The 24,932-nt window shown below is 56.6% G+C and carries 20 protein-coding genes and 1 pseudogene; 16 read left to right on the plus strand and 5 right to left on the minus strand.

Annotation, left to right across the window (positions count from 1 at the left end; translation table 11 throughout):
• Nucleotides 1-8: 8 nt before the first annotated feature.
• From WCG50_RS05125 to WCG50_RS05135, 3 genes are read left to right on the plus strand one after another with little or no spacing between them, the layout of a single operon-like run.
• Complete coding sequence (locus WCG50_RS05125; RefSeq protein WP_336898498.1) at nt 9-197, plus strand: hypothetical protein; 189 nt, start codon at nt 9-11, stop codon at nt 195-197.
• Entirely contained in the window at nt 194-709 is a 516-nt protein-coding gene (locus WCG50_RS05130) for a DUF2844 domain-containing protein (RefSeq protein WP_336898499.1), read from the plus strand. The genes WCG50_RS05125 and WCG50_RS05130 overlap by 4 nt, the downstream gene beginning before the upstream one ends.
• Before the next feature lie 25 nt (nt 710-734).
• Nucleotides 735-2,009 carry a DUF3443 family protein gene (locus tag WCG50_RS05135; protein WP_336898500.1) on the plus strand — a complete coding sequence of 425 codons (1,275 nt, stop codon included), beginning with the start codon at nt 735-737 and terminating at the stop codon, nt 2,007-2,009.
• Nucleotides 2,010-2,017: 8 nt separating this feature from the next.
• Here WCG50_RS05135 and WCG50_RS05140 read toward each other — a convergent pair whose 3' ends face one another.
• Nucleotides 2,018-2,665, minus strand: coding sequence for a GntR family transcriptional regulator (locus WCG50_RS05140; protein WP_336898501.1), 648 nt, complete (start codon nt 2,663-2,665; stop codon nt 2,018-2,020).
• A 151-nt stretch (nt 2,666-2,816) separates the two neighbouring features.
• On the opposite strand from WCG50_RS05140, the gene scpA reads away from it, so the two are divergent.
• The 9 genes from scpA (at nt 2,817) to WCG50_RS05185 (ending at nt 15,544) form a co-directional block, all read left to right on the plus strand.
• Nucleotides 2,817-4,976 carry a methylmalonyl-CoA mutase gene (scpA, locus tag WCG50_RS05145; RefSeq protein WP_336898502.1) on the plus strand — a complete coding sequence of 720 codons (2,160 nt, stop codon included), beginning with the start codon at nt 2,817-2,819 and terminating at the stop codon, nt 4,974-4,976.
• A gap of 33 nt (nt 4,977-5,009) precedes the next feature.
• Entirely contained in the window at nt 5,010-6,011 is a 1,002-nt protein-coding gene (gene meaB, locus WCG50_RS05150) for a methylmalonyl Co-A mutase-associated GTPase MeaB (protein ID WP_336898503.1), read from the plus strand.
• A 76-nt stretch (nt 6,012-6,087) separates the two neighbouring features.
• A complete protein-coding gene (locus tag WCG50_RS05155) occupies nt 6,088-7,620 on the plus strand; it encodes an acyl-CoA carboxylase subunit beta (RefSeq protein ID WP_336898504.1) in 1,533 nt (510 codons plus the stop codon).
• A 22-nt stretch (nt 7,621-7,642) separates the two neighbouring features.
• Nucleotides 7,643-9,697, plus strand: coding sequence for an acetyl/propionyl/methylcrotonyl-CoA carboxylase subunit alpha (locus WCG50_RS05160; RefSeq protein WP_336898505.1), 2,055 nt, complete (start codon nt 7,643-7,645; stop codon nt 9,695-9,697).
• A 2-nt stretch (nt 9,698-9,699) separates the two neighbouring features.
• Nucleotides 9,700-10,182 carry a VOC family protein gene (locus WCG50_RS05165; protein ID WP_336898506.1) on the plus strand — a complete coding sequence of 161 codons (483 nt, stop codon included), beginning with the start codon at nt 9,700-9,702 and terminating at the stop codon, nt 10,180-10,182.
• Between the two features lie 166 nt (nt 10,183-10,348).
• Nucleotides 10,349-12,163 (plus strand): FAD-dependent oxidoreductase, encoded by a 1,815-nt coding sequence (locus WCG50_RS05170; RefSeq protein WP_336898507.1) that lies wholly within the window; start codon nt 10,349-10,351, stop codon nt 12,161-12,163.
• Between the two features lie 12 nt (nt 12,164-12,175).
• A complete protein-coding gene (locus WCG50_RS05175) occupies nt 12,176-14,026 on the plus strand; it encodes a 2-oxoacid:acceptor oxidoreductase subunit alpha (RefSeq protein WP_336898508.1) in 1,851 nt (616 codons plus the stop codon).
• Nucleotides 14,023-15,078, plus strand: a complete 1,056-nt coding sequence (locus WCG50_RS05180) for a 2-oxoacid:ferredoxin oxidoreductase subunit beta (RefSeq protein ID WP_336898509.1) — start codon at nt 14,023-14,025, stop codon at nt 15,076-15,078. Before WCG50_RS05175 ends, WCG50_RS05180 begins: the two co-directional genes overlap by 4 nt.
• Nucleotides 15,079-15,103: 25 nt before the next feature.
• A complete protein-coding gene (locus WCG50_RS05185; protein ID WP_336898510.1) occupies nt 15,104-15,544 on the plus strand; it encodes a CBS domain-containing protein in 441 nt (146 codons plus the stop codon).
• Between the two features lie 3 nt (nt 15,545-15,547).
• Here WCG50_RS05185 and rsxB read toward each other — a convergent pair.
• The 4 genes and pseudogenes from rsxB to WCG50_RS05205 form a co-directional block, all read right to left on the minus strand.
• Nucleotides 15,548-16,201: pseudogene (gene rsxB, locus WCG50_RS05190) on the minus strand (electron transport complex subunit RsxB); the annotation flags it as partial.
• Between the two features lie 8 nt (nt 16,202-16,209).
• On the minus strand, nt 16,210-17,871 hold the full coding sequence (gene phaZ, locus WCG50_RS05195) for a polyhydroxyalkanoate depolymerase (RefSeq protein ID WP_336898511.1): 1,662 nt from the start codon (nt 17,869-17,871) through the stop codon (nt 16,210-16,212).
• Nucleotides 17,872-18,180: 309 nt separating this feature from the next.
• The gene (locus WCG50_RS05200) at nt 18,181-18,999 is read right to left on the minus strand and encodes a Rossmann-like and DUF2520 domain-containing protein (protein WP_336898512.1); all 819 of its coding nucleotides are present in this window, start codon (nt 18,997-18,999) and stop codon (nt 18,181-18,183) included.
• Between the two features lie 157 nt (nt 19,000-19,156).
• Complete coding sequence (locus tag WCG50_RS05205) at nt 19,157-20,353, minus strand: amino acid aminotransferase (protein ID WP_336898513.1); 1,197 nt, start codon at nt 20,351-20,353, stop codon at nt 19,157-19,159.
• 139 nt (nt 20,354-20,492) lie between these two features.
• Here WCG50_RS05205 and uvrB point away from each other — a divergent pair, with 139 nt between their 5' ends.
• The 4 genes from uvrB to iscU all read left to right on the plus strand — a co-directional run.
• Nucleotides 20,493-22,628, plus strand: a complete 2,136-nt coding sequence (gene uvrB, locus WCG50_RS05210; RefSeq protein WP_336898514.1) for an excinuclease ABC subunit UvrB — start codon at nt 20,493-20,495, stop codon at nt 22,626-22,628.
• A gap of 94 nt (nt 22,629-22,722) precedes the next feature.
• Nucleotides 22,723-23,259 (plus strand): Fe-S cluster assembly transcription factor, encoded by a 537-nt coding sequence (locus WCG50_RS05215; protein WP_336898515.1) that lies wholly within the window; start codon nt 22,723-22,725, stop codon nt 23,257-23,259.
• A gap of 24 nt (nt 23,260-23,283) precedes the next feature.
• A complete protein-coding gene (locus tag WCG50_RS05220; RefSeq protein WP_336898516.1) occupies nt 23,284-24,504 on the plus strand; it encodes an IscS subfamily cysteine desulfurase in 1,221 nt (406 codons plus the stop codon).
• A 41-nt stretch (nt 24,505-24,545) separates the two neighbouring features.
• A partial coding sequence (gene iscU / locus WCG50_RS05225; RefSeq protein WP_336898517.1) for a Fe-S cluster assembly scaffold IscU occupies nt 24,546-24,932 on the plus strand: 387 nt, incomplete at its 3' end.

Here is a 24,932-nt window from a genome sequence, read left to right on the forward strand (position 1 = left end):
TGGTCCTCATGGTTGGCTTGTTGGCCAAGAAACAACTGGGTGCTCTGTCGACGCTGGGCCCGGCACAGGCAGCATCGGCGGGTGTGTCGGTGCCAACAGGCAGCCCGCAGCAGCAAAGTCAGCAGTTGCAAAATCAGGTTAAAAAAACAGTGGAGGACGCTTTACAGCAGGCCAGACCGGAGTCGGAGGAAAAATGAAACTGTCGTTGGATTTCGGGATGTTCAAGCGCGCAAACCGACGCAGACTTTGTCTGGGTCCGTTGCTCGCTTGTAGCGCCAGTGTGGCTTTGGCGGCGCTGGGGCAGGCCCCCACAGTGCCAGCGATGAGCGCCGCCTCTGCTCTGGTGCCCGCTGCCAAACTGCTGGCTGCCAAGCCAGTTGGGCCAACGAATCTCTACACCGTGCACGCGGCTCAATATGAAAACGGCACACTCGTTCAGGAATACGCCAATGCTGCCGGCGTGGTGTTTGCCGTGTCGTGGCGCGGTCCAGTCTTGCCCAATCTGAGTGAATTGCTGGGGGCTTATTTCAATAGTTTCAAGCACGACGTTGAGCAAGCGCGCCTCAGTGGCAAACGCGGTGCCCCCGTGAACATCGAGCGCTCCGATCTGGTAGTCCGGTCGATGGGCCGGATGCGAAACTTTTTTGGTCACGCCTATGCGCCTGCCCTTGTGCCGGCGGGGGTGAGTATCCAAGATGTGGTGCAATAACCTTTTTAGCCGCGCTCTCGCGCTCATGGCGCTTGCGAGCCTTATCACGGCGTGTGGCGGTGGCGGCGGTGGGTCAACGCCGGCCCCTGCGTTGCCCAATACGCCCAGCTTGACGGGTTTGCCCATTCCCCCCGTAGTCACTAATCAACTCGGTATTTATGTCGACGCAGGCCCCCCAAACACCGGTTACAACGTTAACCGTCTGTACACCGATGTGACCATTTGCTACCCCGGTAGGAGTACGGCCGGCAGTGCGACCCAATGCCAGACCATCGACCATGTGCTGGTTGATACCGGTTCGACCGGTTTGCGTTTGTTGTCCAGTGCGATGGCGCCGGCCCTGAACCTTGGTCATGTAACGGGTGCGAGTGGTTTTCCGCTGCTGAATTGCGCGCAGTTTGTCGACAGCACCTATGCCTGGGGGCCCGTGGTGTCGGCAGATATTGTGTTGGCGGGGATGAAAGCGAACAATGTGCCGATTCAAGTGATGGGCGATGCAAGCTTCAACAGTTTGGCGACTGCTGCTGTCTGCAGTGGGACGACTGCTCTAACTACGGTGCAGGAACTCGGTGCCAAGGGCATCATCGGGCTTGGCTTGTTCAAGGAAGACTGCGGGCAGGATTGTGTCAACCATGTCGGTAACGGGCGCTATTTCACTTGTTCAAATGCCAGTTGCACAGCCACAGTCTTGTCCAAGGCCACTTTGGACCAGCAAGTGAATAATCTGGTGCCTTTGTTTGCAGGTGACAACAACGGGGTGGTGGTCGATTTGCCGGCGGTCGTTCAAGTGAGCTTGCCCAGTTTGACAGGGTCTTTGTATTTTGGAATCGGAACCCGAAGCAACAACACAATGAATTCGGGCTCGATGCTGGCACCTCAGTACACGGTTGGTGCCGGGTGGACGAACTACATAACGACGGTGTTGCCCGCAGCAACTTTCCTGACCAGCTTTATTGACAGTGGCTCCAATGGCTTGTACTTTGATTCAAGTTCAATCACGAAATGCGTGGGCGACAAGATGACTGATTTTTATTGCCCGGGTTCAACAGCGACAACTACTTTTTCTGCCACGCTGCAGGGCGCCAACGCCGTGACAAAGTCAGTGTCGTTTTCAGTCGGCAATGCTTCAGCACTTTTTACCACTGGAAACCCGGTACTTCCTACCTTGGCGGGAAGCATTGGCTTTGCAGGTGCTGGGGCTTTCGATTGGGGTTTGCCCTTCTTCTATGGGCGCCGGATTGGGTTTGGTATTGAAGGCCAGTCCACATCGTTGGGCGTCGGACCCTTCTACGCATTCTGAAGCACCGCTCAGTTAGCTGCTTCCAACCCGTTTTTGAAGTGTTCCTGCATGCGCTGCATGGACAGCGCCGTGTCACGTTCCGTAAGCGCCTTCATCACAGCCCGGTGCTCATTCAGGGACTCTTCCAGGCGCCCTGATTTCAGCAGCGAGTTGTGGCGATTGAGCTTCATGACCTTGCGCAGGTCGGTCACCATCTGGTTGCGCCAACGGTTGTTGGCAATCTCCAGGAGTCGCATGTGAAAGCGCTCGTTGATCTCAAAAAATAGTTCGCGGTCTGGCTTGGACGGCTTGGCGGCCGCTTCCAGTTCGCTGTGCAGTGTCTTCAATTCTTCGAGTTGTTCGGAAGTGGCGGTGCTCGCCACAACGCCTGCTGCATCGGCTTCCAGCAGGCTAAGCAGGTGGTAGACGTCTGACAGGTCCCGCTCCGAGACTTCGGTCACGTAGGCGCCGCGCCTGACTTTCATGGTCACCAGACCTTCCGCCGCCAGCACCTTAAGGGCTTCCCGCAATGGCGTGCGGCTGATGCCATAGGCTTCTGCAATTTTCAACTCGTCAATCCAGCTGCCGGGCTCCAGTTCGCGCTCAAAAATGCGCTGACGCAGGCGCTCTGCTACTTCTTCGTAGAGGGCGCGGGGAGACAAAGAGTGGGCTGGCATCCAAGAATTGTAAGCTGCAAATAATTTTTTGAATCAATAATTATAAATAACGTAAACTCGCAGCAGTACACTGAAACACGCTGGATGCCGCTTGCGATACAGCCTTTTTTGGTGCGTAAATTAGATTAATTTCTCCATAACGGTAGCCGTCATGACACAAAAAAATCCCGAATTTCAGACCGCCAACCTTGAAGCATGGACCAAGGCTGCTGCCAAGTCCGCTCCTGGCGGTAATGTTGATGCCCTCAACTGGATCACACCAGACGGCATCACGGTCAAGCCGCTTTACACCGCCGCCGACACCGAAAATCTGGCCTATGCCAACACGCTGCCAGGCTTTGAGCCCTACCTGCGCGGCCCGCAAGCCACCATGTATGCGGTGCGTCCGTGGACCATTCGCCAGTACGCTGGTTTCTCGACCGCTGAAGAATCCAACGCGTTTTACCGCAAGGCGCTGGCCGCGGGCGGGCAGGGCGTGTCGGTCGCGTTTGACCTGGCCACGCACCGGGGTTACGACTCAGACCATCCGCGTGTCACGGGCGACGTCGGCAAGGCCGGTGTGGCGATTGACTCAGTCGAAGACATGAAGATTTTGTTCAATGAAATTCCGTTGGACAAAGTCAGCGTTTCCATGACCATGAACGGCGCGGTGCTGCCGGTTTTGGCCGGTTATGTGATTGCCGCCGAAGAGCAGGGCGTGTCAGAAGACAAGCTCAGCGGCACGATTCAGAATGACATTCTGAAAGAGTTCATGGTGCGCAACACCTACATCTACCCGCCAGCGCCTTCCATGCGCATCATTGGTGACATCATCGAGTACACGGCGCAAAAAATGCCGAAGTTCAACTCGATTTCCATCAGCGGTTACCACATGCAGGAAGCCGGTGCCAATCAGGCGCTGGAGCTGGCCTTCACGCTGGCCGACGGCAAGGAATACGTCAAGACCGCCATCGGCAAGGGCATGGACGTGGATCAATTCGCTGGCCGCCTGAGCTTCTTCTGGGCGATTGGCATGAACTTCTACCTTGAAGTGGCCAAGATGCGCGCCGCGCGCCTGCTGTGGTGCCGCATCATGAAGGGTTTTGACGCCAAGAGTCCCAAATCGCTCATGCTGCGCACCCACTGCCAGACCTCTGGCTGGTCGCTCACTGAGCAAGACCCCTACAACAACGTGGTGCGCACCACCATCGAGGCGATGGCCGCCGTGTTTGGCGGCACCCAGTCGCTGCACACCAATGCGCTCGACGAAGCCATTGCGCTGCCGACCGAGTTCAGTTCGCGCATTGCCCGTAATACCCAGCTCATCATTCAGGAAGAAACCCACATCACCAACGTGGTGGACCCATGGGCCGGTTCCTACATGATGGAAAAGCTCACCCAGGACATGGCCGATGCCGCCTGGAAGATCATCGAAGAAGTCGAAGCCATGGGCGGCATGATCAAGGCCGTGGACAGTGGTTGGGCCAAGCTCAAGATTGAAGCCGCCGCCGCTCAAAAGCAGGCCCGCATCGACAGTGGCAAAGACGTGATCGTCGGCGTCAACAAGTACAAGCTCAAGACCGAAGACGCGATTGAATCGCGCGACATTGACAATGTGGCAGTGCGTGATGGGCAGATTGCGCGTCTCAATGCCATCAAACAAAAACGCGACCCAGCCCTTGTGGCTGCTGCGCTGGCTGCTATTACTTCTGCAGCAGAAACCAATACCGGCAACTTGCTGGATCTGACGATCAAGGCCATGCGCCTGCGAGCCACCGTGGGCGAAGTGAGCGATGCGCTGGAAACCGTTTACGGGCGCCACCGCGCCGATACCCAAAAGGTGACTGGCGTGTACGCTGCTGCTTATGACTCTGCCGAAGGCTGGGATGCACTTAAAGCCGAAATAAGTGCTTTTGCGGATGTCGAAGGTCGTCGCCCCCGCGTGATGATCTCAAAGCTGGGGCAGGACGGCCACGACCGCGGCGCCAAAGTGGTGGCCACCGCGTTTGCCGATCTGGGCTTTGATGTGGACATGGGCCCGCTGTTCCAGACGCCTGAGGAATGCGCACGTCAGGCCATTGAAAACGACGTGCACTCGGTCGGTGTTTCCACGCTGGCAGCTGGTCACAAAACCCTGGTGCCCGCCATCATTGCCGAGCTGAAAAAGCAGGGCGCTGACGACATCATTGTGTTTGTCGGTGGTGTGATTCCGCGTCAGGACTACGAGATGTTGTATGACGCAGGTGTCAAGGGCATTTATGGCCCAGGCACCCCCATTCCCGCCAGCGCCAAGGATGTGTTGGAACAGATCAAGAAGGCACTTGCCAGGTAGTCGTTCAGGTTCAGTTCCTTATTTCAAAGAATGATGACGATTCAGACCAGCGCGGTGGAGCAGATTACCCAAAGCACGGGCGCTCAACAGCGCCGCGCTATTGCCAAGGCCATCACGCTGCTCGAATCCACCCGCACCGACCACCGGGCGCAGGCCGATGAATTGCTCACCGCATTGCTGCCGTTCAGCGGCAAGTCTTTCCGGTTGGGTATCAGCGGCGTGCCGGGTGTAGGTAAATCCACTTTCATTGAGGTGCTGGGTCTGTACCTGATCGAACAGGGTCACCGTGTGGCGGTGCTCACGATCGATCCGTCATCCACTGTTTCTGGCGGCTCCATCCTGGGTGACAAGACCCGCATGGAATTGTTGTCGGTCCACGAGAAAGCCTATATCCGTCCCAGCCCCAGCAGCGGCACGCTCGGCGGTGTGGCTGAGAAAACCCGTGAGGCCATGCTGGTTTGCGAGGCGGCAGGCTACGACATTGTGATTGTCGAGACCGTAGGCGTCGGTCAAAGCGAAACCGCTGTGGCCAACATGACCGACATGTTTGTGCTGATGCAGTTGCCCAATGCGGGTGATGACTTGCAGGCCATCAAAAAAGGCGTGATGGAGTTGGCCGATCTGGTGGTCATCAACAAGGCCGATATTGACGCCCTTGCCGCCCAGCGCGCCCAGTTGCAAATTACCTCGGCCATGCAGTTGCTCGGCATGTTTGGCAGCCATGATGAAAAAAATTGGCACCCCAAGGCCTTGCAGATCAGTGCCTTGAAGGGGCAGGGCGTTGAACACTTTTGGGCTGCCGTGCTTGATTTCAAAGCCCTGCAAATCGCCAATGGCAAGTTTGCCGATCGGCGGCAGCATCAGTCGCTGGCCTGGATGTGGGAGCGCATTGATACCGGTTTGAAGCTCGCTTTCAAAGCGAACCCCAACGTTCAGCAACTCCTGCCACGACTCACACAGGAGGTGCTGGAAGGCCGTATGGCGGCGTCAACTGCAGCACGAAATATGCTTCTAGCCCAGACGAATACTGTGTAGAGTGCTATATAAAAAATAGCGATTTTAGAGATAAATTTACCGTTAGAGCCGACTAAGACTTCAGAAAGAGAAAACCATGCAAGACATACTTAAACAACTCGAAGCCAAGCGCGAACTCGCGCGATTGGGCGGTGGCCAAAAGCGTATCGATGCGCAACACAAAAAAGGCAAGCTCACGGCCCGTGAACGCTTGGAACTGTTGCTTGACGCAGGCACTTTTGAAGAATGGGATATGTTCGTCGAGCACCGATGTGTCGATTTCGGCATGGAAGAAAACAAGATTCCGGGTGATGGCGTTGTCACCGGTTACGGCATGATCAATGGCCGTTTGGTGTTTGTGTTCAGCCAGGATTTCACCGTGTTCGGTGGCGCATTGAGTGAAGCTCACGCCGAGAAAATCTGCAAAGTAATGGACCAGGCCATGAAGGTCGGCGCGCCAGTGATCGGCTTGAATGACTCGGGCGGTGCGCGGATTCAGGAGGGTGTTGCTTCGCTTGGTGGTTACGCCGATGTGTTCCAGCGCAATGTGATGGCCAGCGGTGTGGTACCCCAGATCAGCATGATCATGGGACCTTGCGCCGGTGGCGCGGTGTACTCGCCCGCCATGACCGACTTCATCTTCATGGTGAAAGACAGTTCCTACATGTTTGTCACCGGCCCTGAAGTGGTGAAAACGGTCACCCATGAAGATGTGACCGCCGAAGAACTCGGCGGCGCCATCAGCCACACCACCAAGAGCGGTGTCTGCGATCTGGCGTTTGAGAACGATGTAGAAGCGCTGCTGATGCTGCGTCGCCTCTATAACTACCTGCCGCTTAACAATCGTGAAAAAGCGCCCGTGCGCCGCGGTGGTGACCCGGCCGACCGCATGGACCTGAGTCTCGACACGCTGGTGCCTGACAACGCCAACAAGCCTTACGACATGAAGGAACTGATCGTCAAGACCGTGGACGATGGTGATTTCTTTGAACTGCAGCCGGAATACGCCAAGAACATCCTGATTGGTTTTGGCCGCATGGAAGGTCAGACCGTGGGTATCGTGGCCAATCAGCCGCTGGTGCTGGCGGGTTGCCTGGACATTAAGAGCTCCATCAAGGCGGCGCGTTTTGTGCGCTTTTGCGATGCGTTCAACATTCCGGTCATTACCTTTGTTGATGTGCCCGGTTTCATGCCTGGTACTGCACAAGAGTACGGCGGCATCATCAAACACGGCGCCAAACTGCTCTATGCGTATGCCGAGTGCACAGTGCCAAAGATCACCGTCATCACGCGCAAAGCCTACGGCGGTGCGTACGACGTGATGAGCTCCAAGCACCTGCGTGGCGACGTCAATTTTGCTTGGCCAAACGCTGAAATTGCCGTGATGGGCGCCAAGGGCGCTGTTGAAATTATCTTCCGCGAAGACAAGGGCGACCCGGCCAAACTGGCCGCCAAAGAAGCCGAATACAAAGCCCGCTTTGCCAACCCGTTTGTGGCCGGTGCCCGTGGCTTTATTGACGACGTGATCCTGCCGTCTGAGACCCGCAAACGCATCTGCCGCTCGCTGGTGATGCTGCGCGAGAAAAAACTTGAAAATCCGTGGCGCAAACACGGAAACATCCCCCTTTGATGGCCTGAGGAGAAATACAAAAATGTTTACAAAAATTCTGATCGCAAACCGCGGCGAAATCGCTTGCCGCGTCATCAAGACCGCTCAAAAAATGGGCATCAAAACCGTGGCGGTTTACTCCGATGCGGACAAGGACGCACGCCATGTCATGCTGGCCGACGAAGCCGTCAACATTGGTCCGGCCCCCAGCCGAGACAGCTATTTACTGGCTGAGAAAATCATTGCTGCCTGCAAGCAAACCGGTGCCCAAGCAGTGCACCCAGGCTACGGTTTTTTGAGCGAAAACGCCGGTTTTGCCAAGCGCGTGGAAGAAGAAGGCATCACCTTCATCGGCCCTAAGCACCACTCCATTGCCGCCATGGGCGACAAGATCGAGTCGAAAAAACTCGCTGGTTTGGCGGGTGTGAATTGCATTCCCGGTGTCAATGACGCGATTGAAACGCCTGAAAAAGCAGTTGAAATTGCCAAGAGCATCGGCTACCCGGTCATGATCAAGGCCAGTGCCGGCGGTGGCGGTAAGGGTCTGCGCGTTGCTTTTAACGACAAGGAAGCGTTTGAAGGCTTCACCAGTTGCCGCAACGAAGCACGTATCAGCTTTGGTGATGACCGTGTGTTCATCGAGAAGTTTGTTGAAGAACCCCGTCACATCGAAATTCAGCTGATTGGCGACAGTTTCGGCAACGTGGTGTACCTCAACGAGCGTGAGTGTTCCATTCAGCGTCGCCACCAGAAGGTGATCGAAGAAGCGCCGTCGCCTTTCATCTCTGAAGCGACCCGCAAGGCGATGGGCGAACAGGCCGTGATGTTGGCCAAGGCCGTGAACTACCAGAGCGCCGGTACGGTGGAATTTGTGGTCGGCAAAGACCAGAGCTTTTACTTCCTGGAAATGAACACCCGTTTGCAGGTAGAACACCCTGTGACCGAGTGCATCACCGGTCTCGATCTGGTTGAGTTGATGATCCGCGTTGCTGCAGGCGAAAAATTACCCCTGACACAAGCTGAAGTGAAGCGTGACGGCTGGGCGATTGAGTGCCGCATCAACGCTGAAGATCCGTTCCGCAATTTCTTGCCTTCGACCGGTCGACTGGTGCGTTTTCAGCCACCGACAGAGACCATGTTCTCAGCAGATACCAGCCAGTGGTACGGCGTTCGGGTTGATACCGGTGTGCAGGATGGTGGCGAGATTCCGATGTTCTATGACTCGATGATCGGCAAGCTGATTGTTCATGGCAAAGACCGTCTGGATGCGATTGCCAAAATGCGCGAAGCGCTCAACGGTTTTGTGATTCGCGGTATCAGCAGCAACATCCCGTTCCAAGCGGCTTTGCTGGCGCACCCCAAGTTTGTGGCGGGTGATTTCAACACCGGTTTCATTGCTGAGAATTACTCGAAAGGTTTCCGAGCTGAAGATGTACCGCACGACGATGCCGACCTGCTGATTGCGCTGGCGGCGTTTGTGTACCGCAAGTACCTCAACCGCGCGTCCAATATCAGCGGCCAGATGGAAGGTCACGAACTGGTGATTGGTGAGAACTTTGTGGTGCTCACGATGGGTCAGAAGGGTGCCACGACTCCCTCCACCGTCGCTATCACCGACTTCAATGAGAAAACAGGCTCCAGCTCAATCACTGTGGGTTCAAGTAGCTATAAAATTTGTAGCAAATACCGATTGGGTCAAGTTCGTATCGAAGGTACTTGCAATGGCGTTGCGTTCACCGCACAGGTGGAGCGCGGCAGTTTGGCTGGCAAGAACCCGCTAGCCATTCGCGTTTCGCACAACGGCGCCCAAATTGACGCCATGGTGCTGTCCAAACGGGCTGCTGAATTGCACGCTGTGATGCCCTACAAGGCCCCTGCAGACATGAGCCGCTTTGTCCTGTCACCCATGCCCGGTTTGCTGGCTGAAGTGTCGGTACAAGTGGGACAGAAGGTGCAAGCCGGTGAACGCGTTGCCGTGATTGAAGCCATGAAAATGGAAAACGTGCTGTTTGCGCAAGCCGATGGCGTGGTCAAGTCGGTTGTGGCGGCCAAGGGTGAATCATTGACCGTTGACCAAGTGATTGTGGAGTTCGTCTGAATATGAGCCGCCCCTTCAAAGTGCTGGGGATCCAGCAAATTGCCATTGGCGGCACGGACAAGAACCGGTTGCAAAAACTTTGGGTCGACATGCTCGGCCTGGAAGTGACCGGGACTTTTCGTAGCGAACGTGAAAACGTGGATGAAGACATCTGCGCCATGGGCAGTGGCCCGTTCAAGGTCGAGGTTGACTTGATGCAACCCGTGGACATCGACAAGAAACCAGCGGTGCACACCACGCCGCTCAATCATGTCGGTCTCTGGATCGATGATCTGCCACAGGCTGTGGCGTGGCTTACCGCCAGAGGGGTGCGTTTTGCACCGGGAGGCATTCGCAAGGGGGCTGCCGGGTTTGATATCTGTTTTCTGCACCCCAAGTCGAATGACGAGTTCCCCATCAGTGGAGAAGGCGTCTTGATTGAGCTGGTTCAGGCTCCGTCTGAGGTGGTGGCAGCGTTTGAAAAACTTGCAGCCAGCGCGGTCTGACGCAGACGGTCTTTTTGAACGGTAAAAGGTTGATATAAGTCAATAAAAAACAGCTGATTGAGCCCCGTCTACGGGATACTCCTTAGAGTTCATTACGCCCTTCGGGGCGTAAACTCTTTGTACCTTGAACTGCTCATGCAGTGCGACAAGGATAGAGGAGACCCACTTGCAGCCTACCAATGTGACCCAGCCGGCCTATTTTCACAAGGTCGTCGATTGTCAATGGGCCTGTCCGGCCCACACCCCCGTTCCAGAATACATTCGCCTGATTGGTCAGGGTCGCTACAGCGATGCCTACATGATCAACTGGGTGTCCAACGTATTTCCTGGCATCCTCGGTCGAACGTGTGACCGCCCTTGTGAGCCCGCTTGCCGACGTGGTCGGGTCGAGGAAAACAACGGTGAGAAGCCCGAGCCAGTGGCGATTTGCCGCCTTAAGCGCGTCGCTGCCGACCATAAGGACGATGTCAAGGCGCGCATGCCTGCGGTGGCACCGCGCAATGGTCGTCGTGTGGCTTGTATTGGCGCCGGGCCATCTGCCTTGACAGTGGCACGCGACTTGGCCCCGCTGGGCTACGAAGTCACCGTTTTTGACGGGGAAGCCAAGGCTGGTGGTTTCATCCGCTCACAAATTCCGCGTTTTCGCCTGCCGGAGTCGGTCATTGACGAAGAAACGGGTTACATCCTAGACTTGGGTGTCGAATTTAAAAACAACCAGCGCGTGACCTCGATGCAGACGCTGTTGGCAGAAGGTTTTGACGCGGTGTTTGTGGGTTGTGGCGCACCGCGCGGACGCAATCTTGAGGTTCCAGGGCGCGCCGAGGCAGCTGCGCATATTCACATTGGCATTGACTGGTTGGCCTCGGTTTCATTTGGCCACATTACCAGCGTGCCGCCGCGCGTCATTGTGCTGGGTGGTGGTAATACCGCGATGGACTGCTGCCGCTCTGCGCGGCGTCTGGGTGGCTCGGATGTGAAAGTCATCGTGCGCAGTGGATTTGAAGAAATGAAAGCGTCGCCTTGGGAGAAGGAAGATGCCGTGCACGAGGGCATTCCCATCATCAATTGCCATGTGCCCAAGAATTTCAAACATCAAGACGGCAAACTGCTGGGCATGACGTTTGAGGTGGTGAGTGCCGTCTATGACGACAAGGGTCGGCGCAGTTTGGTGCCCACGGGCGAGCCCGATGTGTTTTTTGAATGCGACGAGGTGCTGGTGGCGGTGGGCCAGGAAAACGCTTTTCCGTGGATCGAGCAGGACACCGGTATCGAGTTTGACCGCTGGGGGTTGCCGGTGCTGGGTAAAGATACTTTCCAGTCCACCTTGCCCAAAGTTTTCTTTGGCGGTGACGCGGCTTTTGGGCCAAAAAATATTATCACGGCAGTGGCCCACGGCCATGAAGCCGCGGTGTCGATAGACCGGTTCTTGAACGCAGAAGCGGTGGAGGTTCGCCCCGCTCCAAGGACCAACCTGATGTCCCAAAAAATGGGTATTCACGAGTGGAGTTACCACAACGATGTGTCGGATGACCCCCGCTTCAAAGTGCCATGGGCGTCAGCCGAAATTGCGCTGTCCAATATTCGTGTGGAAGTGGAGTTGGGCTTCGATGCCGCCACGGCCTACAAGGAGGCCAGTCGTTGCCTGAATTGCGATGTGCAAACCATTTTTAACCGGGATACCTGCATCGAATGTGATGCCTGTGTGGACATTTGCCCCATGGACTGCATCACGTTCACGGCCAATGGCGAGGAGACTGATTTACGCACCCGTCTGAAAGCGCCAGCCCTGCAACTCGGACAAAATTTGTACGTTTCAGGCAACCTGAAAACGGGCCGCGTGATGGTGAAAGACGAGGACGTCTGCCTGCACTGCGGTCTGTGTGCCGAGCGTTGCCCCACCGGTGCCTGGGATATGCAAAAGTTCCTCCTGAACACGACCCAGGCCGGGCCGGGATGTCGTGACAGCCGCAAAGCCGCATAAATAGGAATAAGCATGAAACGCATTGAAGCTATCAACGATTTCGTCATCAAGTTTGCCAACGTTAACGGTTCGGGTTCGGCCTCTGCCAACGAGTTGTTCGCCAAGGCGGTGATGCGCATGGGCGTGCCGGTGAGTCCACGCAATATTTTCCCCAGCAACATTCAGGGCATGCCGACCTGGTACGAGGCGCGCGTGTGCGAAAAGGGTTACCACGGGCGTCGCGGTGGCGTCGACATGATGGTGGCGATGAACCCACAGACCTGGGACACGGACGTGGCCGAGATCGAGCCCGGTGGTTATCTGTTTTACGACAGCACCCGGCCGATTCCCGAGTCCAAATTCCGCCAGGATGTGCATGTCATCGGCATCCCCCTGACTGAAATCAGCAACGCGGCTTATGCCGATCCAAGGCAGCGACAACTGTTCAAAAACATCATTTATGTCGGCGCTTTGTCGGTGCTGCTGGATTTGGATGCGGCTGTTTTCGAGAAGCTTTTTGCCGAGCAATACAAGGGCAAGGAACGCTTGCTGGACTCCAATCTGAAGGCTTTGCATCTGGGGCGTGACTACGTCAAAACGCACCTGGAAGCACCTTTGGGCATTCGGGTGCAGAAGGCCGACAAGGTGGGCGACCAGATCTTTACCGATGGCAACAGTGCGGCCGCCTTGGGCTGCGTTTATGGCGGCGCCACGGTGGCCGCCTGGTACCCGATCACGCCTTCGTCGTCGGTGCCGGAAGCCTTTCAGAAGTACTGCGACAAGTTCCGGGTCGATCCGGTGACGGGTCAAAATAACTTTGCCATCGTACAGGCCGAGGATGAGCTTGCTTCCATCGGCATGGTGATTGGGGCCGGATGGAATGGCGCGCGGGCTTTTACAGCCACCTCCGGGCCGGGCATCTCGCTCATGACCGAGTTTATTGGGCTGGCCTACTTTGCCGAAATTCCGGTGACCATCATCAATGTGCAACGTGGCGGCCCGTCTACCGGCATGCCGACGCGCACCCAGCAATCCGACCTGATTTGCTGCGCCTATGCCTCGCATGGTGACACCAAGCATGTGCTGTTGTTTCCCCAAGATCCCTATGAGTGTTTTGAGCAATCAGCGGCCGCGCTTGACTTGGCGGAGCGCTTGCAGACGCCCATTTTCCTGATGACCGATCTGGACATCGGCATGAACCAGCGCCTGTGCAAACCCTTCGTCTGGGACGACGCCCGCGAGTACGACCGGGGCAAGGTCATGACCGCCGCCGAACTCGAAGCAGGCAAGGACTTTGGGCGCTACAAAGATGTGGACGGTGACGGCATTCCGTGGCGCACATTGCCCGGCACGCACCCGACCAAAGGTGCATTTTTCACGCGTGGCACCACGCGTGACCCGTATGCGCGCTACTCGGAACGCGGCCCGGATTACATCTACAACATGGAACGCTTGCTGCGCAAGTTCAAAACGGCGGCCGATCTGGTGCCGCAGCCGGTACTGCGTCCGGCGTCAGAAAAAACCCCGCTTGGCGTGATCTATTTTGGCTCGACCAGTCCCGCCATGCGCGAGGCGCTCGATGTGCTGGACGCCGAGGGCCTGCATCTGGATGCAATGAGATTGCGGGCGTTCCCGTTCCCCGAGTCGGTAAATCGTTTCATCGCCGAGCATGAAAAAGTGTTTGTGGTGGAGCAAAACCGCGATGCGCAAATGCACTCGATGCTCGTCAATGAACTTGAGATTGATCCGGCGTCTCTTGTGAAGGTGCTGCATTACGACGGCACACCGATCACCGCGCGTTTCATCGCCCGCGCTATTCGCCAAAGTGTCAATCCGCCTCAGCCCGAAGCGCTGAAACTGCCTAAGCAGAAAGAGCTCGTATGACCTACATTGCCAAACCCCGCCTGCACCACCCCACGCTGGCCACCAACAAGGTTGGCTACACGCGCCGCGATTACGAAGGCCGCATCTCCACCTTGTGCGCCGGTTGCGGGCATGACTCGATCTCGGCGGCCATCATTCAGGCTTGCTGGGAACTGGACATCGAGCCGCACCGCGTGGCCAAGCTCTCGGGCATCGGTTGCAGTTCCAAGACGCCAGATTACTTTCTGGGCGCCTCGCACGGCTTCAACACCGTGCACGGCCGCATGCCTTCGGTGCTGACGGGCGCCAACATGGCCAACCGCGATTTGTTGTACCTGGGGGTGTCGGGCGATGGTGACTCCGCTTCCATCGGCTTGGGCCAGTTTGCCAATGCCATGCGCCGCGGTGTGCGCATGGCCTACATCGTGGAAAACAACGGCGTCTATGGGCTGACCAAAGGCCAGTTTTCAGCCACTGCCGACCGGGGTTCCAAGAGCAAGAAGGGTGTCATCAACAGCGATAGCCCAGTCGATCTGGTCGGTATTGCCTTGCAACTGGGTGCGACCTATGTGGCGCGCAGTTTCTCCGGTGACAAGGCGCAACTGGTGCCGCTCATCAAGGGTGCCATGGCACATGGTGGCGCAGCGTTCATTGACGTCATCAGCCCCTGCGTGACCTTCAATAACCACGGTGGCAGCACCAAGAGCTACGACTATGTGCGCCAGCATAACGACGCCGTGAGCCGCATCGACTTCATGCCGCAGCACAGTGAAATAACCGCTGAGTACGCGGCTGGTGAGTTGGTCGAAGTTGCGCAGCACGATGGTTCTTTGCTGCACCTGCGCAAGCTGCATCTGGACTATGACCCGACCGATCGATATGCCGCCATGAGCTACATGAATTCACACCAGGCACGCGGTGAGGTGGTGACCGGTTTGCTCTACATTGACCCGCTGGCCACCGACTTGCACACGTCGATGAACACCAGCGAGACACCGCTCAACACCATGAGCGCCCGCCAGCTTTGCCCGGGTGCTGGTGCGCTGGACAAGATCAACGCGTCCCTGCGCTAAAGAGTTTTTCGATAGGAGTTGCACCATGGCTGAACGTACTGTATTTCAATCCATGTCTCAAAGACACGTCATCAGCCTGGGGCCGCAAGCCAGCATTTGGGAGGCCGCCTGCATCATGACCAAGGCGAACTGTGGCAGTGTGCTGATTGTGGACACGCCCGGCACCTTGCTGGGCATCGTGACCGAGCGCGATCTGATGACGCGGGTGCTGGCCAAGGCGCTCAATCCCGAGAAAACGCTGGTGGCCGATGTGATGACACGCGGCCCTTATTGCGTGGCGCCTGAAACCCTGGTGTCGGATGCCGTGCTGATCATGATCGAGCGTGGCTTTCGACATTTGCCCATCGTTTCCACGGCAGGGAAAATTCTGGGTGTTTTCTCGGTACGCGACGCCTTGCCTCGCGAGATTGGTGCCGCCGTCAGTCTGGCCGAGTTTCATGACCAAGTGAATGACGCGCTGGGCTAAAACTCAATTTTGAGGCGTGGCTTGCTTGGCGCGGGCGCGGGCCAGCGCCGCTTCAATCACGGCGCGCTTTTTGTCCAGCACGGCCGGGTCTGTGTGTTGTGAATGGTGGCTCAGATCGGCCAGTTTCATCAAGGCTTTTCCTTCAAGCCTTTTGGCGTTCTTAATCTCTTCACGTTTGGCTTTAAAGCTATGAAATTCGTAGCGATCACGCGCCAGATCAGCTTGCTGGGGCGACCAGGCTTCCCACCCGGTGGCCGTACCCGTGACATTTTCCAGTTCGATGCAGTCCACCGGGCAAACTGGCAGACACAACTCGCATCCGGTGCAGTAGGCCTCAATTACCGTGTGCATCAGCTTGTTGCTGCCCAGAATGGCATCAGTGGGGCAAGCCTTGATGCACAAGGTGCAGCCAATGCACCAGTTTTCATCGATGAAGGCCAGGGTGCGGTGACTCTCGACACCATGAACCGGGTTCAGCGCCCTGATGGACTGACCGGTTAAGGCTGCCAAGCGCTCAATGCCTTGTGTACCACCCGGTGGGCATTGGTTGATGCCCGCCGAGCCCTGCGCCATGGCATCGGCGTAAGCCGCGCAATCAGGGTAGCCACACCGCGTGCACTGCGTTTGGGGCAGTGCCGCGAGCAGTGAGGCAGCGAGGGCTGACCTTACTTTTTCCGTACAACCTTCTTTGCTATCGTATTGCTAGCTAGTGACGCAAGCTTCACGGGGGCTATCGCTTGTTTTTGTTTAGAAGTCGGTGCTGCCTTGATCGATGCCTCCTGTGTCGAAAGCTTGACCGGAGTCAGAGGTGTTTGGGCTTCAGCCCCTGGGGCTTTGGCGGGCACGGCCACCATGGTGGTCTTGATCGTTGAGGCCAACGGCTGGATGGTTGGCTTGGCAGCCACCGGCGCGGTTTTCACCGGCTTGGCCACAATTGGCTTGGCTTGTGCCACAGGCGCCTTGACGGGAACTGCTTTGACAGCCACTGACTGGGACGCAGCAATAGGTGCAGGTGCGGCGACAGGTTTTGCAACGGCTACCGGCGCTTTGTCTTCCTTGGCCACCGGTTGATGGGTCAGGATGAACGCCTTGACAGCGGGATAAACCACTTCGCGCCAGCGGCGGCCGGCAAAGATGCCGTAATGGCCAGCGCCTTCCACGATCAGGTGCTTTTGCTCGGAATCAACCACGCCGCTGCAGATGGTGTGCACAGCCTCGGTCTGTCCGGAGCCAGAAATATCGTCCAACTCGCCTTCAACCGAGAAGAGGGCCGTGGTGGTGATGTCTTGCGGGCGCACGTGTTCCATATTGCCTTCGACGCTGCGAATGTTCCAGGTTCCGTTGACGAGGTTGAATTCCTGGAACACCACCTTGATGGTTTCGAGGTAGTAGTCGGCGTCCATGTCCAGAACAGCGTTGTACTCGTCATAGAACTTGCGGTGCGCTTCGGTGCTGGCACCGTCGCCCTTGATCAGGTCCTTGAAGTAGTCGTAATGGCTTTTGGCGTGGTTGCTGGGGTTCATGGCCACAAAACCGGTGTGCTGCATGAAGCCAGGGTAAACGCGACGTCCGGCACCCGCAAAGTTGGTGGGCACGCGGTAAATCACGTTTTTCTCAAACCAGGAATGAGGCTTGTTCATGGCCAGGTTGTTCACGGCTGTGGGAGACTTGCGTGCATCGATCGGGCCACCCATCATGGTCATGGTCAGGGGCGTCAGTTCGCCGCGGCTGGCCATCAGGGAGACTGCAGCCAGCACCGGCACAGTAGGCTGGCAGACGCTCAGTACATGGCAGTTGCCGTAAATTCCTTGCAGGTGGCGAATAAACTCCTGCACGTAGTTCACATAGTCGTCAAGGTGGAATTCACCTTCGGATAAAGGCACCAGGCGGGCGTTTTTCCAGTCGGTGATGTAGACCTTGTGGTCTTTGAGCATGGTCTTGACGGTGTCACGCAACAGGGTGGCGTAGTGGCCGGACAAGGGCGCCACGATCAATACGGCGGGCTGGCCTTTGAGTTTTTCGAGCGTGGCTGTGTCGTCGCTGAAACGTTTGAAACGACGCAGCTCGCAAAACGGTTTACTGACTTCAATGCGCTCATGGATGGCGATATCTACGCCATCGACATCAATCGTGCGAATGCCGAATTCTGGTTTTTCGTAGTCTTTCCCCACGCGGTGCAGCAAGTCGTACCCGGCGGATATGCGCTGAGAAAGTGGGCTTTTGCCCAGTAATGACTGGGGATTTCCATAGACCTTGGCAGCTGAAAGAGCCAAGTCAGTGAAAGGCTCCATCAGGGAACGTTGATTTTCGTAGAGTTGGTAGAGCATGATGATTCACTTTATGGAAATGTTGCAGTGCAGCATAACAGCTACTTCTGTCAAGAACTGGAGGGAAAACCTCAATTCTCGGGGTTTAGCGTCAGAATTATGCAAGGTGGAAATTAGAAACCCTTTTCCTCAATGATTTTCTGTGTCTGGATAAATAAAGTCACCCTCAATGCAACTCACTTTTCGCAGAGCCTCAATGGCAGGATTTTGAAGTCAAAACGAACCCTCAAATCAAACAATCGCGTTTCGACGACTTGAAGACCTTACTTGAAACAGCCCGAATGGAGATTCTTTTTCTGAGGTGAGGCGTCAACTGCTGGCCGATAGTTTGGCAGCCAGTTGGCTCAAGGCCCGGTAAGCCTCTCCTGCGTTGGCGTTCCAAGCGGTGACAGCATCCCCCTGGCGCTGGACCAGCGCCACATCACCGCGGGCGGCTGGGCCAGTCAGGGCGCCAGCCGGTCCAAGTGTTTGGATGTTATTTACGGCATTTTTTAGCAAGGTGGCGTTGAGGTGGGCCGCCACATCGGCGGGCACGCCACTGGTGGTCCAGAGCTGATTCGCGACTGCTTGGAGCACTGGCAAAAAGTTGGTCGCAAACACGGCGCCTGCGTGGTACAGCAGCTTGTTTTCGGCCAGCAGGGGAAAGCAGTTGGCGCCAATCTGGGCGAATAACGGCTCTAGTTCGTTCAAAGCGGCTGGGTCGCCTTCCAGCGCACAAGGGGTTCCGGCGAATTGCGCCAGTGCGGACTCCGGGCTGGCAAAACTCAGCAGGCAATGCGCGCTGGCTACTTGCCAGTCGGATGACTGCAATGCTGACAGTTCGGTCGAGGCCAACGCACCGCTGCAATGAAAGACGATGCCCGACGGCTGCGCCGGAGCGATGTTTGCCAGGTCGGCCGCAACCTGGGCAATATGACGGTCAGGCACAGCCAGCATCCAGACATCAGCGGTACACATGTCGCTCAGTTGCGTTACAGCGCGACCTGCGCCAATGAAGGCAATGGCGTCAGCGGCTGAAGACGCAGAGCGTGTCAGCACATCCTGAATGTGGTAGCTGCCTTGGTCGTGCCACAGCCGCGCCAAGGTACGGCCCACACGCCCACACCCGATGATGTTGAGTGATTTCATGCTGAAACTTGCAGATTAATTGCTATATAAATAATAGCTACTTACGCAATAAATACGGGGGCTGGAGGCCTATTTTCTTTAAATATTCTGGTTCAGCGTGCAGGCCGGGTTAACGCAGTGCAACCCGACCTGAAAGCGCGTTTGATCTAGCTGGAGATCAGATAACCTTGGCAATTGCAGCGCAAACGTAGTCGATGTTTTTGCTGTTCAACGCCGCCACGCACATGCGACCGGTGTCGGTGCCGTACACGCCAAACTCGCTGCGCAGACGCACCATCTGGTCCTTGGTCAGGCCGGAGTAGCTGAACATGCCGATTTGCGTGGTGATGAAACTCATGTCCTGCTTGACACCAGCGGCTTTGAGGCCGTCCACCAGTTTCTGACGCATGGCCTTGATGCGCACGCGCATTTCGCCCAGCTCAGTCTCCCACAGCGCGCGCAATTCGGGGTTGCCCAGCACCGCCGCCACAATCGCGCCACCGTGAATCGGTGGGTTGCTGTAGTTGGTGCGAATCACGATCTTGAGCTGGCTCAGCACGCGACCGGTTTCTTCCTTGTCCTTGCAGACCACCGACAGGGCGCCGACGCGTTCGCCGTACAGGCTGAAGCTCTTGCTAAACGACGTAGAGACAAAAAAGTCCAGGCCCGCAGCCACAAACTTGCCAATGACGGCGCCATCTTCGGCAATGCCGTAGCCAAAGCCCTGGTAAGCCATGTCGAGGAACGGCACCAGGTTTTTGGCCTGAATGGCGGCAATCACCAAGTCCCACTGGGCGGCAGTGATGTCGTAGCCGGTCGGGTTGTGGCAGCAGGCGTGCAACAAGATGATGGTGCCGGGGGCGGCCGCGTTCAGGTCGGCCAGCATGCCGGCAAAGTCCACACCGCGCGTGGCAGCGTCGTAGTAACGGTAGGTTTCGACTGTGAAACCGGCGTTGGTGAACAAGGCGCGGTGATTTTCCCAGCTGGGGTCGCTGATCAGCACCTTGGCATCGGGGTTGAGCTTCTTCAGGAAGTCGGCGCCGATTTTCAGGCCACCGGTGCCGCCAATGCCTTGCACTGTAGCGACGCGGCCACTTGTGACAACGTCGCTCTCCGAACCGAACACGAGAGATTTGACGGCTGCGTCATAGGCGGCAATGCCGTCGATGGGCAGGTAGCCGCGTGGCGTGGGCTTTTCCATCATGGTTTTTTCAGCCGCTTGCACGCATTGAAGCAAGGGAAGTTTGCCGTTGTCGTCAAAGTACACGCCCACACCCAGATTCACTTTGGCGGGGTTGGTATCAGCGTTAAATTGCTCGTTCAAACCCAAAATAGGGTCGCGGGGGGCCATTTCGACAGCGGAAAAAAGTGACATGAGAGAGTCCTGTGAAGAGAAGTCTGAAAAATAGGCGGAAGGTCGCCAAGATCGTCTGCATTTTAAATGCACCAGAGCCGATGTGGATTTCGTAATTCGATAACATGTCAGGTTGCTCCGAATTTTTGAATAGTCCGCCATGCCTGCACCCACCCCGATCGCTCTTGCCACGACTGATGACGCCGAGCAGATCCGAACTGGCACTTTTGTCAGTTACCCCGGTTCGCCATTTGAGCTGTACCAGCCGTACCCGCCTGCGGGCGACCAGCCAGAAGCCATCAACCAGTTGGTGGAGGGCGTTAACGATGGCGAGGTGTTTCAGACCTTGCTGGGCGTGACCGGCTCCGGCAAAACCTTCACCATGGCCAATGTGATTGCGCGGCTGGGTCGGCCGGCCATTGTGTTTGCGCCCAACAAGACCCTGGCGGCGCAGTTGTACAGCGAATTCCGCGAGTTTTTTCCCAAAAATGCGGTCGAGTATTTCGTGAGTTATTACGACTACTACCAGCCCGAAGCCTATGTACCGCAGCGCGATTTGTTCATCGAGAAAGACTCGGCCATCAACGAGCACATCGAGCAGATGCGCCTGAGTTGTACCAAAAGCGTGCTGGAGCGGCGCGATGTGGTGATTGTGGCCACGGTGTCGGCCATCTACGGCATCGGCCAACCCGAGGCGTATCACAAGATGGTGATGACGCTGCGCGCCGGCGACAAAATGGGCCAGCGCGACCTGATCAGCCAACTGGTGCGCATGCAGTACCAGCGCAACGACATGGATTTTTCTCGCGGCAAGTTTCGCGTGCGGGGTGACACCATTGACGTGTTTCCGGCGGAGCACAGCGAAATGGCGATCCGCATCGAGCTGTTTGATGACGAGGTTGAGTCGCTGCAACTGTTTGACCCGCTCACCGGGCGCATTCGTCAGAAGATTCCGCGCTTTACCGTGTACCCCAGCAGCCATTACGTGACGCCGCGCGAACAGGTGGTAGCAGCGGTGGAGGCTATCAAAACCGAGTTGTCAGACCGGGTGAAGGAGTTCATCAGTCAGGGCAAGTTGGTAGAGGCGCAGCGGCTGGAGCAGCGCACCCGGTTTGACCTGGAGATGCTCGTTGAGGTCGGTCACTGCAAGGGCATCGAGAACTACAGCCGCCATTTGAGTGGCGCCGCGCCCGGTGCGCCGCCCGCCACCTTGACCGATTACCTGCCCAAAGACGCGATGATGTTTCTGGACGAGTCGCATGTGCTGATCGGCCAGTTTGGCGGCATGTACAACGGCGACCGGTCGCGCAAGACCACCTTAGTCGAATATGGATTCAGGTTGCCCAGCGCGCTGGACAACCGGCCGCTCAAGTTCGAAGAGTTCGAGACCAAGATGCGGCAAGCCGTTTTTGTCTCGGCCACGCCGGGGCAATGGGAAAAAGACCATGCGGGGCAGGTGGTGGAGCAACTGGTGCGACCCACGGGGCTGGTCGACCCCGAGGTGGAGGTGCGCCCCGCCATCAACCAGGTTGACGATGTGCTGCAAGAGATTCGTATTCGGGTTGAAAAACACGAGCGGGTGCTGATCACCACGCTCACCAAGCGCATGGCCGAGCAGCTGACGGATTATTTGAGCGACAACGGCGTGAAAGTGCGCTACCTGCACAGCGATATAGACACCGTGGAACGGGTCGAAATCTTGCGCGATCTGCGCCTTGGCGCTTTTGATGTGCTCGTGGGCATTAACTTGCTGCGCGAAGGGCTGGACATTCCCGAGGTGTCGCTGGTGGCGATTCTGGACGCTGACAAAGAAGGCTTTTTGCGCTCTGAGCGCTCGCTGATTCAAACCATTGGCCGGGCTGCGCGCAACCTGCATGGGCGGGCGATTTTGTACGCCGACAAAATGACCGAGTCGATGAAGAAAGCGATTGGCGAGACCGAGCGGCGTCGCGAAAAACAGGTGGCACACAACCTGGTGCATGGCATTACGCCGCGCTCCATCGTCAAAGAGGTCAAGGACTTGATCGACGGCGTTTACAGCGAAAAAGCCGGTAAGGAGGCTGAAAAGCTGGAACGCGATGCGATGCAACGGGCGCAGGTGGAAGACATGAGCGAGAAAGATATTTCGCGTGAAATCAAGCGACTGGAGAAGCTCATGATGGAGCATGCTCGTAATCTGGAGTTCGAAAAAGCAGCGCGGGTGCGCGATCAACTGGGTATTTTGAAGGAGCAGGCCTTCGGTGCAGCAGGCTCGGATAACGTGGTCGGCATCACAAATGGCGTTAAGAGTTCATAATGTGACTGAGCGGTATAGGTACCCGAGCAGAACGCTTGGTTTATTGTTATACTCGACTACGTTAGTCAACTTAATACAACTTAAGGAATATGCCATGCGACTCACCACTAAAGGCCGTTTTGCCGTCACCGCAATGATTGATTTGGGTTTGCGCCAAAGCAATGGCCCAGTCACCTTGGCGGCCATTAGCCAGCGCCAGCAGATTTCACTTTCCTATCTGGAGCAGTTGTTTGGCAAGTTACGTCGGCACGAGTTGGTGGAATCCACCCGCGGCCCCGGCGGCGGCTACACACTGGCCCGCAGCCCGGCTGAAATCACGGTGGCTGAAATCATCACCTCGGTGGATGAGCCTATGGATGCCACGCAATGTGGCGGCAAGGAAAACTGCCTGGGCGAGGGCGCCCGCTGCATGACGCACGACCTCTGGGCGTCCCTGAACACCCGCATGGTTGAGTTTTTGGACTCGGTCACGCTGCAAAAACTGGTGGACGAACAATTGGCCAAAGGTCTGCAGATCGAAGGCAAGCCTTCTTTGAAGCGCGCCATTTCCAGCATGCCAGCTGTCAAGCCGATTCGCATGAACATTCCCAATTCGGTTTTTGCATTGGGCAATGCGTTCTCTAAAATCTAAAGTAACTCAAGCAGCGAACTCAAGATGGATACAACCCCACATTTCCCGATTTATATGGACTACAGCGCCACCAATCCCTGCGATGAGCGGGTGGTGGATGCCATGATTCCCTGGTTGCGCCAGCATTTTGGTAACCCTGCCTCGCGTAGTCACGCCTGGGGCTGGGAAGCCGAAGCCGCGGTTGAAAAAGCCCGCGAGCAAGTGGCGGCGCTGATTGCCGCCGACCCGCGCGAAATCGTCTGGACATCGGGTGCGACTGAATCCAATAACCTGGCCTTGAAGGGTGCCGCGCACTTTTACAAGACCAAGGGCAAGCACATCATCACCGTCAAGACCGAGCACAAAGCAGTGCTCGACACCTGCCGCGAGTTGGAGCGCCAGGGCTTTGAAGTTACTTATCTTGACGTGCAAATCGACGGTATGGTGGACCTCGAAGTATTCAAGGCAGCGATTCGCCCCGATACCATTTTGGCCAGCGTGATGTTTGTCAACAACGAAATTGGTGTCATTCAGGACATCGCCGCCATCGGTGCGGTGTGTCGTGAAAACGGCATTATTTTCCATGTGGACGCAGCGCAGGCCACCGGCCGTGTGGACATCGACATGAACCAGTTGCCGGTGGACTTGATGAGCCTGACGGCGCACAAAACTTACGGGCCCAAAGGTATTGGCGCGCTATTTGTGCGCCGCAAGCCGCGAGTTCGCATTGAGGCGCAAATGCACGGCGGCGGTCACGAACGCGGCATGCGCTCTGGCACTTTGCCGACGCACCAGATCGTCGGCATGGGCGAGGCTTACCGCATTGCCAAAGACGAGATGGCAGGTGAAAACGTGCGCATTCAGGCCTTGCATGACCGCATGCTGGCGGGTCTAAAAGACGTTGAGCAGGTGTTTATCAATGGCAACATTGAAAAACGCGTGCCGCACAACCTCAACATGAGCTTCAACTATGTTGAAGGCGAGTCACTGATCATGGGCATCAAAGGCTTGGCCGTGTCGAGCGGTTCGGCTTGCACCTCGGCTTCTCTGGAACCTAGCTATGTACTGCGTGCTTTGGGTCGCAGCGATGAGCTGGCCCACAGCAGTCTGCGCATGACGATAGGTCGTTACACCACCGAAGCTGAGATTGATTACGCGATTGACACCATCAAAGTCAACGTGGCCAAGCTGCGAGACTTGAGTCCGCTCTGGGACATGTACAAAGAAGGCATCGACATCAGCACCATCCAGTGGGCTGCCCATTAAATAGAACGAGCTCTTTCCTCAACTGATTTAGGAGAAACAAAATGGCATATTCAGAAAAGGTCGTTGACCACTACGAAAACCCCCGCAATGTCGGCTCGTTCGACAAGGGAGATGATTCAGTAGGCACCGGCATGGTCGGTGCACCGGCTTGTGGTGACGTGATGAAGCTGCAAATCAAGGTCAACCCCGAAACCGGTGTGATCGAAGACGCACGCTTTAAAACCTACGGTTGTGGCTCAGCCATTGCATCGTCTTCCCTGGTGACTGAATGGGTCAAGGGCAAGACCTTGGACCAAGCCGCAGCCTTGAAAAACAGCGAAATAGCGGAAGAGTTGGCACTCCCGCCGGTGAAGATTCACTGCTCCATCCTGGCCGAAGACGCCATCAAGGCAGCGGTGAATGACTACCGTCAAAAACACAACGCCTCA

It is taken from the genome of Rhodoferax sp. (genome assembly GCF_037143375.1).
GTDB lineage: Bacteria > Pseudomonadota > Gammaproteobacteria > Burkholderiales > Burkholderiaceae_C > Rhodoferax.